This window comes from Labrys sp. ALF-8 (assembly GCF_059699065.1).
In genome coordinates, this window is sequence record NZ_AP048540.1 from 123,661 (window position 1) to 138,111 (window position 14,451).

At 57.9% G+C, this 14,451-nt stretch carries 13 protein-coding genes and 2 pseudogenes; 8 read left to right on the plus strand and 7 right to left on the minus strand.

All coding sequences use genetic code 11. The features are described 5' to 3' along the window. Positions 1–10: 10 nt before the first annotated feature. Both AC6H34_RS30735 and AC6H34_RS30740 read left to right on the plus strand, forming a co-directional pair. Complete coding sequence (locus tag AC6H34_RS30735; protein WP_497541463.1) at positions 11–445, plus strand: phospholipase D-like domain-containing protein; 435 nt, start codon at positions 11–13, stop codon at positions 443–445. 248 nt (positions 446–693) lie between these two features. Beyond that, positions 694–1,071: a hypothetical protein gene (locus tag AC6H34_RS30740; protein ID WP_497541464.1), complete on the plus strand. Its 378-nt coding sequence runs from the start codon at positions 694–696 to the stop codon at positions 1,069–1,071. 104 nt (positions 1,072–1,175) lie between these two features. Here the strand turns inward: AC6H34_RS30740 and AC6H34_RS30745 are convergent, their stop codons facing one another. Beyond that, positions 1,176–1,511: a single-stranded DNA-binding protein gene (locus AC6H34_RS30745; protein ID WP_497541465.1), complete on the minus strand. Its 336-nt coding sequence runs from the start codon at positions 1,509–1,511 to the stop codon at positions 1,176–1,178. Positions 1,512–3,800: 2,289 nt separating this feature from the next. On the opposite strand from AC6H34_RS30745, the gene AC6H34_RS30750 reads away from it, so the two are divergent. From AC6H34_RS30750 to AC6H34_RS30765, 4 genes and pseudogenes are all read left to right on the plus strand, one after another. Then, a complete protein-coding gene (locus AC6H34_RS30750; RefSeq protein ID WP_497541466.1) occupies positions 3,801–4,097 on the plus strand; it encodes a transposase in 297 nt (98 codons plus the stop codon). Positions 4,098–4,293: 196 nt separating this feature from the next. Then, the gene (locus AC6H34_RS30755) at positions 4,294–6,618 is read left to right on the plus strand and encodes a caspase family protein (protein ID WP_497541467.1); all 2,325 of its coding nucleotides are present in this window, start codon (positions 4,294–4,296) and stop codon (positions 6,616–6,618) included. Between the two features lie 208 nt (positions 6,619–6,826). After that, positions 6,827–7,150, plus strand: coding sequence for a hypothetical protein (locus AC6H34_RS30760; RefSeq protein WP_497541468.1), 324 nt, complete (start codon positions 6,827–6,829; stop codon positions 7,148–7,150). Positions 7,151–8,237: 1,087 nt separating this feature from the next. Further along, a pseudogene (locus AC6H34_RS30765) lies at positions 8,238–8,387 on the plus strand (WGR domain-containing protein); the annotation flags it as partial. A 326-nt stretch (positions 8,388–8,713) separates the two neighbouring features. On the opposite strand, the gene AC6H34_RS30770 reads toward AC6H34_RS30765, so the two are convergent. The 3 genes from AC6H34_RS30770 to AC6H34_RS30780 form a co-directional block, all read right to left on the minus strand. Beyond that, positions 8,714–9,133, minus strand: a complete 420-nt coding sequence (locus AC6H34_RS30770; RefSeq protein ID WP_497541469.1) for a DUF1236 domain-containing protein — start codon at positions 9,131–9,133, stop codon at positions 8,714–8,716. A 232-nt stretch (positions 9,134–9,365) separates the two neighbouring features. Next, entirely contained in the window at positions 9,366–9,626 is a 261-nt protein-coding gene (locus AC6H34_RS30775; protein WP_497541470.1) for a hypothetical protein, read from the minus strand. 265 nt (positions 9,627–9,891) lie between these two features. Then, a complete protein-coding gene (locus AC6H34_RS30780) occupies positions 9,892–11,049 on the minus strand; it encodes a DUF1236 domain-containing protein (RefSeq protein WP_497541471.1) in 1,158 nt (385 codons plus the stop codon). A gap of 281 nt (positions 11,050–11,330) precedes the next feature. Here AC6H34_RS30780 and AC6H34_RS30785 point away from each other — a divergent pair, with 281 nt between their 5' ends. Next, positions 11,331–11,477 (plus strand): hypothetical protein, encoded by a 147-nt coding sequence (locus AC6H34_RS30785; protein WP_497541472.1) that lies wholly within the window; start codon positions 11,331–11,333, stop codon positions 11,475–11,477. 166 nt (positions 11,478–11,643) lie between these two features. Here AC6H34_RS30785 and AC6H34_RS30790 read toward each other — a convergent pair. Further along, positions 11,644–12,006: pseudogene (locus AC6H34_RS30790) on the minus strand (SOS response-associated peptidase family protein); the annotation flags it as partial. Positions 12,007–12,402: 396 nt separating this feature from the next. Continuing rightward, positions 12,403–13,308, minus strand: coding sequence for an LpxL/LpxP family acyltransferase (locus AC6H34_RS30795; RefSeq protein WP_497541473.1), 906 nt, complete (start codon positions 13,306–13,308; stop codon positions 12,403–12,405). Positions 13,309–13,547: 239 nt separating this feature from the next. On the opposite strand from AC6H34_RS30795, the gene AC6H34_RS30800 reads away from it, so the two are divergent. Beyond that, positions 13,548–13,949: a hypothetical protein gene (locus AC6H34_RS30800; RefSeq protein ID WP_497541474.1), complete on the plus strand. Its 402-nt coding sequence runs from the start codon at positions 13,548–13,550 to the stop codon at positions 13,947–13,949. A 95-nt stretch (positions 13,950–14,044) separates the two neighbouring features. Here AC6H34_RS30800 and AC6H34_RS30805 read toward each other — a convergent pair whose 3' ends face one another. Beyond that, positions 14,045–14,386 (minus strand): hypothetical protein, encoded by a 342-nt coding sequence (locus tag AC6H34_RS30805; RefSeq protein WP_497541475.1) that lies wholly within the window; start codon positions 14,384–14,386, stop codon positions 14,045–14,047. Positions 14,387–14,451: the final 65 nt, after the last annotated feature.

Genomic DNA, 14,451 nt, shown 5'->3' on the forward strand with positions numbered 1-14,451 from the left:
CTTCTCTCCTTTGTCAGGCACGGCCCTGTTCGACGGCATGGACGGCGGCTTCATCAACATGGCCTCCTTCGTGTTTTCGGACTACCGGCTGATGAACGCCCTTACCGCCGCGGCCATCCGCGGCACGCATATTCGGATCTACCTGGATCCCGGCGAGCTCAAGCATCTCTCGCTCACGCCGACACATCCGCTGGTCGTGCTGGCCCAAACGCCGAATGTCCAGGTCAAGGTAAAGGCCCGGGATCAGGACCTGATGCATCTGAAGGGCTACACCATCAATGGCAAACTGCTACGCACGGGCTCCGCCAACTTCTCGATGGCGGGACTGAAGAAGCAGGACAACGACCTGGTGCTGATCTACTCGAGCGACGCGGCCAGGCGCTTCGACCAGCATTTCGCAACCATGTGGTCCCGAACCGACAACCAGTCCTTGCCGGTCGAGTAGGCGTCGGCCGCGGGGGCAAAGAGCCCTGCTTGGTTCCCGGTCCAATGACAATTCCCTTTCACGAACACCCACGGCTTAGGGCTCTGCCCTCGGCGCGCCGGCAAGCCGGTTCCGTCCCATCTTCGTTCGCTTCGCTCCCTGCAGACGGGTCCCTCGAGAACCGGCTTGCCCGCTTGCACACCCGCTGCTCCGCGCGAGCTCGGGAAGCAGGACGGGGCCTGCTTCGCCGTCCAAGGGAAAAGCGCAAGATGAGAAACCTTACCCTCTCCGAGAGTGCGAACCTATGTGCGGCCGCCGCACGGGTTTTGCCAGGATCGAAGATCGCCGGCGACCTGGACGCCGGCAACTTGACGCCGGGCGACATAACGGCGGCTATCAGCGGCATCCTTGCCTGGGCCTCCTCCGTCGTCAGCGACGACACCTCGGGGCAAAAGTCTGCCGAGATTGTCGCCGCTATGCCTGGAATGCCGGATTTTGTTGCCGCGCGGTTCTTTGTCGAACAGCTGGTCCGAGGGGCGGCGTTGAAGTGCGAAGCGGCCGGGCAGTTCGACCGACGTCTTTTCGCGCTAGCGGCCATACAAGGCGTCATTGAGTTTCAGAAATACGATGGCCAGGTGGAGGAATGACCTCCACGGCCCCCGTGGTCTGTTCGACATCTCGCCGGAAAACCCTCTGGCAGCGGCATATCCAATATCAGGGAGAAGGGCGCCGATGGCGCCCTCCCGCCAACTCAGGCGCGGCTATCGTCTGCATCGCCCTTCTTAGCAACCCGTCCGAACTCGAACGCAACCAGGTCCGTGGTGTAGATGGTTTCGCCATTCTTGTCATAGCTGCCGTTGCGGATCCGCCCCCGAGCCAGGACAGTATCGCCAATGGCGTAGCCGGAAGCCTTGTTTTGCAAGTACTCTCCAAAAAGGGTGACTGTTGCCCAGTGCGTGTCGTCCGACCACTCACCGTTCTTGTCCTGCTGCGGATAGTTCGCGGCTATGTTGATCTTGGTCGCGGCACCGACCTTCGAGACCTTGCCGATATTGCCCAGGATGCTGAATTCCGAAAAGTTCTTCATGGCCGTTCTCCTTGTTGGGGTTGCGCCCGTTGCGATGTGAGCCGTCAATAGCCGGCGAGCGGATTCAGAGCCGACCGCGCCACGCGGTCGGACTAGCGGAGCGCTGATCTCCGAACTGAGGAAGCATTTTGGTTCGCGAGGAATGAAGGCAGACGAAAATGCGAACCGACGGGGGACGCCGAAACCGACGAAGGCGATAGGTGAAAGCTCATCTCCGCAACGGATCGCGGCCCCACCTCCAGGTGGCCACAAACTGCAGCGGCTTCCAATTCGGCCATCAATTCGGGCTGGAAGGCGACAGAATACGCCAGACCACATCGAGGTGCACGAACGCAGCAAATACGCGACCAATGTGATGATCCACATTCTTAAACCATATCACTTCATATGACCACTTTTTATGTAACTGAGCAATAGCGATTGGCGACGGACGCCGGACGACAGCCAAAGAGCAATGGCGCCTATGCGCCAGGGAATGTGGCCTCATACATGGGATAGGCTATCGAAACCCCGGCGCTCCGTACGCGATCTAAGCCGATGCAGATTTAGGCCTCACGGGAGATGGTCATACAAGTGATGACGCCGGCGGCGCGGATCCTAGCCCGGGTTAATGGCACTATCGGCGGATTGAGTGCCCGTTTCTCGCAGATTGCGTCCGTAACAGCCCTGCACCGGAGCGAGGTATATAGCCCCTGCCCCTTTCATCGACCGAGAATCTGGGCGCGACATCGCATTCTGACATTTAGCCTCCGAAGACGGACGCTTCACGAAAGATAATGACATGGCCAATCCGCTTGGCTTCATTGGAAGCCAACTGGAACCACTGGTCTAACAGAATAAAGCGACAATTCAGCCCGCGACGGGATGTTGATCGCCAAAGGCGACGCGGAATTTCTACCGTGAGGGCAACATCTCTCGGTCTCGGAACTCCCCGCCTTATTCCTCCGCCCTAGTTATATAATTCACTCGGGATTCAGTCCGCTTGGCGGACTCACGTTTCCTGATCAACGAACCAAGCCGTGCGAGGCTTTCGGAGAGAGGATTGCGCCCGTGCAGGAAGAAGGGGAGCTCTTCTGGCGGAAGATGCTCCTGATAATCCTGCAACCGCGCGGCACCTAGCGCTCTTTCATGTTCCGCGTCCTCGGGCATTGGAGGGGAAGCGACCCAGTGCCCCAGAAGAGCCCGGGCGTTCTGAGGCAGTGAGAGCCTGTAGGCATTGCTCGTTTGTTGGACCTGCGGCCCGCGGCCACCCATGCCGGTGGGGACATAGCGACGAATCCAGTCTAGGAAACCATGCCGACGAAGCGCCTGGAGTGCGCCGACTACAGCGCTTCGGCAACGCTTAAGGAGACGCATGAGGGTGCCAATTGAAGGCTCGAGGCGACCTGTGCGAAAGTCCACAAGATTGGCCAACAGCTCGATCAGTTCGAGGGCAACGCCACCAAGGGGGCCGTTGCGACGTCCAGCCTGGCGCCCAGCGCGGTCAAAGCGACGTGCCGTCCTGACGATCGTCCGGATCTCGTTGCGGGACGTGGAACGCCAGATCGCGGCTTCGCAATGTTGCGCCTTATGCGAAAGCCGGCGAACTGGTTGCCGGTCTTTCACTTCGTGTTGCCGCAAATGGGGGAGCGCAGACGAAGCGTTCGCGAGTTCAAGACCAGCGCAGAGGCTCGATCCAAGCGACGTGAAATCAGTCTCGGGGGCGCGTTTCTCCACCCCGGGCCTTGATACCGGCCAGGTATTTACGTTCCGCTCCATTTAGCGGGGTCCTTCTGGCAAAGCTCCGCCAACAAGAAAACCGCAACGCCTTGACGCTGACACAGAGATTGACTAACTTCGCAACTGGAGACGTTGCTGGCTTGTCTTTGTGGTGTCAGGTCGCTGGAGCTGCAATCTCAAGGGCTAGCTGGTTACTTTTAAAGAGACCCCGGTGTTGGAAGCGCCGGGGTTTTCTTTTGCGCGATTGTTCTGCTTGTTGGCTAAGCACTCTCCTCTAAGGTCTCGGCTATCGTAATCGTCGGACGGCAACGGCCCTGCACGGTACCGACGGAATCGGGCTCGCCAGTTACCCGAAGTTACACGCTATATATTGGTATATGATTTATTCTGTAAATAGCCTGACTTGGCTGCGCGATGGCCTGAGCCACGACAAACCACCGCTGCGACAGGGGAGCGCGGCGGTAGGCAGGAGTACCGCCCCCGGCAACTATGGAAATGCAGAGCGGCAACGTGGACCGATCCCATCCGGTAGACAAGTCCTGCCTATCCTTTGAGCATAGGAGGCAGCTTGTGAATTCACAGCGGTTTACGCCGGAATTTAAAGAGGAAACTGTCAGGCAGGTGGCCGAGCAAGGTCACGGCGCTCCCGATGTCGCCGCCCGCTTCGGCGTGTCGCCACATAATTTGTACACGTGGGTCAAGGCCATATCGCCCGACCAATCAGAGCAACAGTCGAAGGAGATTTCCGAGGCCAGGAGCGAGCTTCTTCGCCATCATTCCCGACTGAGGCGTTCCGCCACCCGCAATGTGGGCCTGACTGAATGCTACGAGGGCATCTTGCCTGTTCGACATGTGATTTCACGTTGAAGCTGGACTCTAGAAGCGAGAAGTCGGTCCCGATTCCCAACTTTCAAAGGTGCTCACCGGCCGAAGCTTTCAAGGCCGGGATCGTGTCATCCCCATAGAAATATTTTCTGTCCCGTGGGGAGCATACGTGCGTCCCGTCTCCGTGCAGGATAACCTTGAAATCAGGAATTCCTTAGGGGGCAAAGGTAACATGAGATTGGCTGACTATCGTTCCAGGGTCGTTCTCGATTATCTCCTAGCGATACTGACGATTTTTGTTTTGGTGATATCACTGGCCGGTCCGGTAGAAGCTCAGCAGGCCGCATGGAACGGCTGCAGGAGCGCCCAGACGTCGCCCGACAAGATCTTGGCTTGTTCGCAGGCGATCTCGACATTGAGGGACAAAGGCCTTTTGGAAAAGGCCTATCTGCGCAGGGGCAACGCCTACCTGGAACAGCGGCAATTTGGCTTGGCCGTGGCCGATTTCACCAAGCTGATCGCGCTGCATCCTGGCGTTGCCGGATATTATGACAACAGGCAAGCAGCCTTCAAAGGCCTCGGCAATTTCCAGGCGGCGCTGAGCGACGTCAACACGGCGATGAACCTCGCGCCTAAGCTCGCCTTCCCACATCTGAGCCGGGGTCTCCTGCTCGGCTCGCTGGATCGGTGGCAGGAGGCCCTCAGTGATTTCAACGCCAGCGTCGCTATCGAACCTAGTAATCCCAGTTTTCTGAACCTTAGGGGCGAAGCGCTGGTGAAGCTCAATAGAGCTGACGAGGCGATACGCGACTTCAATAATGCGCTCATCTTGGATCCGAAGGCGATTTACGTTTTGAAGGGACGCGCCCAGGCTAACGCCATGCTCGGCAATAGCCAGGCGGCCTTGAGCGACATTCAGGTATTCATGCAGACCTACCCCACCGATCCCGATGCACCCGGAATCCTGGCCGAACTGCAGCGTACCAGAAATCAAGCGCCAGTGGTGACGAGGGCCAGCCAACCCGAAATCGCTGGCACGAAGAGCGTTGGAAATCAGGTCACGAAAGCCGACGTGCTGGCGACTTTCTGCGCTCCTCAAGATGTCGACGACAACAATTGCAAGGTAGTGAGAAACTATCCAGGCAGCGATTCCAGCTCGACCTGCAATGTGGAATTGGATGGCGGCGTCTTTGAGCAGCGATTCCAGGGCGAAGATGTGATCTTCGCATCCTATCGGAGCGATTGCGAGTCACACGCCACCAATTACGGCGGAAGTGTCCTTCTGCAACGATCTCGCGGAACTCTAAAATTCCTGTCCTTCGTGGCGGGTTCGCCTGTCGGGGATAATTGCGTGACGGTCGCCGGAGATTACGATCAGGACACGCTCTATTGCATATCCAAATACGACGGCATGGGAGAGCACGACAGCGGCCTGGCCAGTTATTGGCCAAGAAGGCAGAATGGCAGCAGTGTCTTCAATGCCATCGATACGGCCGAGGTGATCTCTGGTAGCCGGTACTACGACAATGATCCGGTCGATTGTTCGAAGCGCATCGTCTATCTCGACGTCGACAAGGTCCGGCCAGGACCTAAGCCGCAGACGCTTCTGGTTGACGTCAAATATGCCGACAATGACCTCATAAAGGCAGCGTGTTCGACAGGAGGTTACAAGCCCCCCGACAATAATGATCCGCTTGCCAAGGGCAGCGTTTTCCTTGCTCCGGGACAGGCGAAGTCCGAACCCTTCGTCTATGATGTCCAGTCCCGGGAGTTCTTGCCGCTGCGCCGCTATTTGGATGACGCGATGCCATCCAAACCAGCACCCGCACAATCTCCTGTTGTCGCGACGGCGGCGCCCATCAATGAAAATCGGGTCGCTTTGGTCATCGGCAATTCGGAATACAAGAATGTGCCGGCGCTCCCCAATCCCCAACGGGACGCCGAGGCCGTCGCCGAAAAGCTCAAGGCGTTGGGTTTCAGGACCGTGACTCTGGTCACCAATGCCGGACAAGCCCAGATGATCTCCGCGCTCTCTGAATTCTCGGATGTCGCCAGCCAGGCCGACTGGGCCGTGGTCTATTTCGCGGGCCATGGCCTTGTGGTCGATGGTAAGAACTATTTGGTGCCGGTCGATGCCGCTCTGAAGTCGGATCGCCAGGTCGCCCTACAAACAATTTCGCTCGACCAGATGATGGGTGCCATCAGTGGCGCCAAGAAACTGCGTCTCGTGTTTCTTGACGCCTGCCGCGATGATCCGTTCTTGAATCAGATGATGGTCACGAGTGCCAAGCGCAGCCTTCCAAGAGGGCTCGCGCGCGTCGAGCCCGACAGCGGGACCATGGTCATCTATGCTGCTCGAGATGGCGCCGTGGCTGATGATGGGCAATCCGGCTCCCATAGTCCATTCACCACGGCCCTGCTCGACAACATCGGCGCACCGGGCGTTGAGATCAACCTACTACTCCGAAAGGTGCGTGACGACGTGCTTCGGGCCACTGGCAATGAGCAAGAGCCCTTTACGTATGGATCATTACCGGGGCAAGAATATTATTTCGCGAAATGAAAAGAAAAATGGATCAGTAAAAGCTCGAGATACTTCCCGTTGATCCTCCAATCTTCCGCGGCAAGTCCTGTAGCCGGCGGGAACGTGATCGCCATTCCGGCGAGAAGGGCTATGTTGACGATCTCCATGCAGTTGTTCCGGCATCAAAAAAGCGAACAGAAATTCATATCGGTGGCGTCACCGTCAAAAATGATTGATGAAGTGCGTAATGGAGAAAGCATCGATCACGCGGGGATTTGGGATTTATTTTTTAATTACCTCCGGCGTAAATGCTTTTATGGCACCCGCGCGCAATGCGCACCTGTTCGCCACCTATCACTATGCCAGACAGATTGTCTCTCTTGGCGTTCGAGAGTTCGAGAAGAACATCGAAGGTCTCCTCTGTCATGGTGCTACATCTCGCCGTTCCGCAAAGCATCTGGTCCTCCCCAACGCAGCCGCTTCACAATCAACGCAAACGCCAGATGTGCAAGAAGGACGGCGACAAGGCGGATCAATTGTGCGGCCGATTTCACGTGTTATGGGCATATGAACATCCGATCTTGGGAAATCATAAAATTGCATCATTGTTGGATGTTCGCAGTTTCCACCTCAGTAAGGCGCGCATTGTGAGGTACCCAAGGCCCACGCTCACTCCCAGAATAGGTACCAAAGCCGGAACTACGACAAAGAGAAGGGACCACCCGAATGCCGACCTGCTTGAAAGGTCGTGAGGGTTAATTAGCCACCATCGCAAAGCTTCTACGAGCCCCGCGACAAGGGCGACGAACCAGGCAATGCTCGAAACCGACAGCGAGCGAAACTGTGGGTAGGTCACTCCGCCCTCCTATTGCGCTGGCAGGGATAAAGTTCGGCTTGCATTGAATCACGCGCGAGGTTCGTGCCTTCCTGCGACCCTAACGTGCTCCCCGACAAGACCATCCCACGTAAGGTACTTTCTGGCCATCCAAAAGACGCAGGCGTGCCACCCTCGAAAAATGTGACTACTTTTTACTCTGAGATTTCCTCTTTGATTTGGTCAGCGAAGGTGCCCAGCCGGCCCGAAGGACCCAACCGAAGGCCATGAGAATCACGCAGGCGGCGACTAGCCAAAGTGCTTAGTACAGCATAGCGAGCAGGGGATGCGCCTGGTTCCAGGGTGACCCAAAGCTGGCATTGATCGCGTAACTGCATGCCACCGCGAAAACCACCAAGGCGATCGTCCGCAGCAATATCATTCATGTGCATCCCAAGCGAATCCGATCAATAATAACAGGGCCGCGGATGGTCTCCTATCGGAACCAATTATCGTCGGCCTTGGACGATTACTGGCGCCCCTTTCTAGCCATCCGGGTTTTCCACTGGTCAGGCACAGCCTGCCAGCGAAGCCGTACGGGGCTTGCCCGTGCCGGCGCAGCAGGCTAGAGGGGTGAACGCGCTTTCATGCTGCGCCGAAGAGAACCCCGAAAGCCTGTGGGCAAACCCGCCCAATTCCAAGTCTCCGCAACTGTCCTTGCTACCGAGCCGGCAAACCTCACGCTCGCCGGATTATTTCCATCCATCTATTACCTGAATCCTACCACGCCGATCGATCCACAGAATGAACTGGATCGGCGTGATGCGGCGGGCAAGAATGGCTTATGGCAAAGCCCCCTGCCCTCCCCCGGCTCCATTATGTTCTCGAGCGCATCGATGTCTCGAAGAACATGGCCCGCTACTATGTGCTCTCGATCGAGCCTACCCTGTTCGAGGAGGCCGCTCTTGTCCGGGAATGGGGCCGCCTCGGCACATCCACAGACTGAACAACCTTCTCGGCAACGACACCTACCTTGCTGCTTTGTTCATGAATTCCGGAGACCTACGGCCTACTCTTGTAGCTACCCCAAGTTGCCCATTGGGAGCGGCAGCCTCGACGCGAGAATGGATGGCGCCCAGCCTACGGGAGAGATTCACAGGACGCTCATCAGTCGATGCTGGTCACCTGAACCATGAAGCGCGCCGTCCGTCGTCTTTGCGAGGGCAATGTCGCGGAGACATCGCCCTTGGCCAGACTTTGGCGCCAGATCGGGCCGTTGCGCACCTGGTGCTCGACTAGCTCGAGCCGGCCTCAGTTCGGTTACTGCACGACCTGCACGATACGGTGGGTGCCGGGATCGACAAGAACGACCTCGTCATTCACGTAAGCGTATCGATAGGTGACATGCCCATACTCGGCGGGCACCTCGTAATATTGGATCCCCTCAGCCGGGAGGACCGCACCGACTGCAACCGGCTGGTCGTACCTGTAGACCTGGGGTTGCTGCTCGATGACATATTGCTTGAAGCGCGGCTTTTCCTTGATGCCGATGAGACCGTTGATACCGCCCGTTATGGCACCGACCGCGCCCCCCACGACGCCGCCGACGGGTCCTGCGGCATCATTGCCTTGTTCCGCGCCATTCTTCGCTCCCGGCAGCACGCCTTGCGCGAAGCCGGCGGTCGGTGCCGCGACACAAAGCGCGAAGGCCGTCGCGATAAGAAGTGATTTCGTAGTCATGGCGATCTCCAATCGTTTCGGACTGTTCCCTTGGGAGGAATCTTGAAGAAAACGGAGCAAATCAGCCAATGTTCCTCCGAGAGCAATTTTGTCGGTTTCACGAATTAATAAGAGTTGTTACAAGCATATGAGTCAATTAATCTAAGAATTTGGTAGAAATGATATAAACAAACCCGCCCTTCGACTGCGAGGGGCGGTTTTCCACGTCACGACTGGCCTGACAGGCGAGTCGCTAGAACTCGACCCAACTGCCACCCTGCCAATAACCGCGACCCTCATATTCGCGCCAGCGGTATCTGTCACGGTCCGTCCAGCGCCAGTTGTCAGGATGGATCACGAGTTTGAATCCGGGCCTGTATTCATAATGCTGCCTGACGTGCCAGCAGTCCCCGTCCTCGTTGCATACGATGCGTGCCGAGGCGCTGTTCGAAGCAAGCGCCATGGCGCCAATGCCCAGCAGTGCTGCCACGGATAGATTTCGAAGCGTCTTCATCGGACTCTCCATCAGTTTGTACGCAAGGTAGAAACGTACATGAGGTGATTTTGTTCCAAATTCCGTAAGAGGATGTCTGCAAGATAAATTATATCCAGGTAGATCATCCAACGCGATGTTATCGATTCTTCAACAACATCCGAGAGCCATCCAGAGACCATTTGAAGCCAGCGACGTTCGCTCGGCAAATCCGCATCCGGAGGGGAAGAAGGTCAGAGCTTGGCTTCCCCACGGAACGGGTGCATCCCGTGGGGAAGAGGCCTGGTCATTCCTCGTCGATGACGTCCACTACGGCGTGGGTATCCGGATCGACCAGGACGACCTGGTCATTCTGATCGACGAAGAAGTCGTAGCTCTGGATGGCCGGCACCTCGGTGACGATGGCGTCCGGCATCGGCACCAATTCAACCTGGCTCGGTACGCTCGCGCCGGTGTCGACGTCGAAGCTCGGCGGTGGGGCAGCAGAGCGGTGAGCGCGCCCATAGCTCAGGATCTCCTGGCGCTGCGCAGCCGTCAGCTGGATATTGGGAGCCACATTGGCACGAGCGGTTCCCCCTCCGCCCTTGCGGAGAATCTCGACCACCTTGTGAGTCCGTGGCTCGACGATGACGACCTCGTCGCGAACGACGACATAGTCATAGCTGCGATACTCGGGCGCAATCGCGATGATATCGGGCGGCAATGGCCGCGCGCGCACCCGTTCCGGAAGCACCTGGCCGACATCGATGCTTACGCTGACGTCGACATCGCTGCGCTGGCCGGAGCGGAACAGGGATTCACGGATCCGGCTGGCCTTGTTGCGCGGAACATTGATGGAACCGACGACATCAACGTCGTTGCTACCGCCGGTCCCGGTTTGTCCGGTCTGGGTCCGGTCAGGCTTTATTCCGGGTGCCACGGGCTGCTGCGGCGCCTCGCCCGTCAGTCGCTTGTTCTGCGGCAGGGCTTGGTTCTCGGGCTGCGGGTTCTGGCCCGTCAGCGGTTTCTTCTGTGGGCGGCCCTGATCCTCGGGCTGTTGCTGGCCAAGATTGGTGTTCGACTTTGCAGGGGCCTGTTGGTCATGGCCAACCTTCAAAGGCTTGGCGGGACGACAATTGCCTTCCTGGCCGGCTGCGCAATTTCTTTCAGCCCGGTTGGGGGCGGTGGGGACCGATCGCTGCGTGTTATCGACCGGCTTGCGGGCAGGTGCACCTGTTTGGTCAGCCTGCGAAGGTTGCTCCGTGGCCGGTGCCTGCTGCGATTGCCTGAGTTTCTTGTGTAGGACGGGCGTGGTGTCGGCAGGCTCCTGCTGCGTGGGCGCTGGTGCGCCCTCCTGCATCTGCTTGCGCTTCAGGATCTGCTCATCCTGTCCGAAGGCGCCACTCGCGGCGATGACCGCGGATAGCGCCGCCACAGTGACGGTGGCCAGTAGTTTGTTTCTCATCGGGGAACCTCTATTAGCTCCGTGCACGAGTGCACCGTTTCAAGCCGTTCTAAGAAAGAAGCCGTATCCACCCGTGGTTGTTCCCCACTTTGATGAGAATGCACGCCTGGCGGACTGGGAGGTGGAGCGCGACGAGGCGGTGTCCGGACGAAGCGAGCGGCGATAAGGTTACTTCTTGTCGGGCCCAACAATCGAGTCTAGCATTGGTTATGTCGACATGGCGCTGACGTCTAAAAGTGCCGAATGACGCTTCCGCGCCAGTTGTGTGTAGGTCAAAGGGGATGACACCGGAAAATCTGGCAATCGCAAAGGTAAGCGTTGTGCAGGAAGGCGGGGAATGGCTCGTCAATGTCCGCGAGAGCGATGGCAAACTCTACGCCCAGACCTTCGCCGAGTTTGAATGGGCGATGAACTTTGCTGAAGGCTAGCGCATGCGGCTCGGCCTTGAGCAAGTCGACGTTCCCGTTCCGCCCGAACCCGACGAAAACCGTGATGACGGACAAGACAGACAAGGAAGGGCTCCTATCTGGGCAGTTCGACATGCCGCCACGGACGCCGCGTCGCAGGCCATCATCGATCAAGAGATTGCTGCTATCAGGGAGAAGACGGAGCGGCTGCGAAAGGCGCGGCTGGCTGGCAATGTGCAAGCTCGCCCGCCGGCACCAAAGCAATCGCCGTTGGGCTAGGCGGCCATAGCGACGCTACGTTGCAGTGGCCGCGCTCTGCGCCGTGGGCAGCCAACGGGCGTTGCAATTCCTTCGCCTCGCTCGAGGGCGCCTTCGGCCAGATCTCGAACTGCTCGGGCTCGGTGAGGATCACCGGCATGGCCTTGGCATGGTGGGGCTTCAGCACTGCGTTGGCGTCCGTCGTCAGGAAACCGAAGATGTGGGTCGTCACCTCGCCCTCCTTCACCTTCCGCATACTCGTCCAGTCCGTCCAGATCCCGGCGAAGAAGGCGTGCCATCACTCTATTCGAAGTGATTGATGCCCGGATTGCTGCGAACTTTGTGCCGTCGGTGGTCTTGCAAAAGTGATTCATCGAAAACTTACCGCAACGAATACCGTATGATAGAGGAGCTATAACGCCTTACAATCGTGGCTCGCCTAGTGACTACCATTGACCCCAACATCGTATTTTGCGCGGTTCTAGCTGTAGTCATTCTAATCTGCGTTGTGGTGGCATTCGGCTTAAGGGCCGTGCGAACACGGAAGAAATAACAGCGGCTCAGGGTCTGGTTGCCGATCGACGAGGAAGACGTGCACCAGCGCGGGCGCCACTATCGGGGGAACCGTTCCGCTGCCCGCAGGAGGAGCTACCAATAATTCCTACAATTAAATGTGTCGACTAACCGCTCAGCCCCAGCGCCGGTGTGCCCACATCCACTGCTCTGGGTGTTCGCGGATCCATTGCTCGAAGAGCGCATGAATTCGCTTCGTCAGCACTTCGATATCAACCTCCCTATTCTCGGTGCGAGGAACTTTAATTTCCTGTGCCTCGATGCGAAAATGAGCTCCGCCGGTACGGATAGTACGTGCGGCGACCAAAACGGCCTCACTGCTGCGGCAGAGTAGCGCGGGGAAGGTGTTGCTGGGCGCGGGGCGACCGAAGAATGGCACGATTATACCGCGTCGATCCCTCAGATCAGCCAGCATTGCGACGGAACCGCCTTCGCGCACGATACGAAGCAGGCGCCGCCCCGCGGCGGCACTCTTGGCGAAGAGACCACGCGGATAGCGATCCCGACGGGCCAGAGCAATATAGTCATCGACCATGGGGTTCTTCATTTGCTGGTAGACGCCGGCCGCCTTGATCCCCCTGAAGACGGCAGGAATAATTGCCAGCTCCCAATTACCGATGTGCAGTGAAACAAAAACAATAGCCGCTCCGGCCCTCTTTAGTGGCTCCAGAATAGGTCCTGTCCGGTCATCGATGCGCCCCGCCCGAATGAGGCGCTCAATCAGTAAGCTCTCAGCGAAGGTTCTGCCCAGTTGCATCCACATTTCCCGCGCGATGGCCTCGATCTCGCCGCGGTTCTTGTCCGGATAGGCAGATGCCAGCTGTCTCAGCGCCCGACCATGGCGCTTCAACCTAGGAGCGATCAAGCGCCACACCACCCCCATGGACCATGAGGCCGTGTCGAGAGGGAACATGTGCAAAAAGCCCACCAGGGCGCGCAGGGCGACATATTCCACCGCATACTTAAAACGGAGCTGACGGCGCCTTGTGAAGCTTTCGTCGGAAGTGGGTCTTACACTCACGCGGTAGTCCACAATTCAGCAAAGCCCCCGCTTCGCTTTTTTGCGCTTCGCCGGTACGATTTTCAACGGTTGCAACATGGCTTTTTATGATTGGTCTTGCTGCCGCCAGGACGAAATGCCTCCTGCATTCTTGGGGGGGGACCCGTACGGTGCCCGCATTGACGTAGCGGGAACAACTTACTGGGGCCGCGAAAGTCGGGAGCGTTTGAACATTCAAGGAAGCGGCACTTGGCGATTGGTTGAAGCAGTTGGAAGAACAAGGCGAACAAAGTGCCGAGGACGCTCCGAGACCAGGTCATCGTCCGTTAACTGCATGGATCCGAATCCACGACAGTCAGAAAATCGCGTGCGACACGACGGGCTGCTCAAGGCCGGCTAGATTGTTGTGGCGCACCTTTTCTCCAGAAGCCGTTGGGCGGTGGGCATTGGCCGGGCCGGTGAAGCGCCATCCTGCGCACCTCAACCGCTCCTGCAACCTTCTGCTACCCCATGCAAAAGGCGCCTATCAGCTGGAGATGAACAATCCTCCTCGGTCCTTCTTCTTGCCGGAGAAGGCCGTATTGGCGATTCATCGCGTCGTCGAGGTGTTGCCTGCCGCGGCGACAGAAACAGCGGCAGGCGAAAGGTTCATCAAGTTCTGAATCTCTCCGGGGATGCTCAGATTGCGTCCCTCAAAACCGGTATCGGCAGGTAACACTGCCGCCGCAGCTCGCGGCGGCAGTTATAATGTCTAGTGCTATTGAATCGACGCTCCCGAATTACCGGACGTACCCGATTGTTCCGAGATTTTGCGACGCTGAACTCGACGCAAATACCGACGAGCCTGGCGGCCCGGTTCCTCATCCAAGGTACGTAGCGCATCCATGACCTCATCGTAACTGGCCACGCTTCCCTTGTTAAGCTCACGCAACAATGGAGCCGCGGTCATGGCACAAGCGTCCGACGCCCAAGACGCTAAAATGGCCCTCTTCTCGTTGAGCGTCAGATCTGGGTCTTCCGCAACTTGCAGCGGGCTTTCAAATGCTTGGCTTGGATGCAGCAGTTCATTGAAGTCCCAACCACTGTCTTGTTTTTTCATCGAAGCCTCCAAAATCGATGATCCAAAAAGGGAGACGACATGGCCACGACATCTCCCGAACGAGA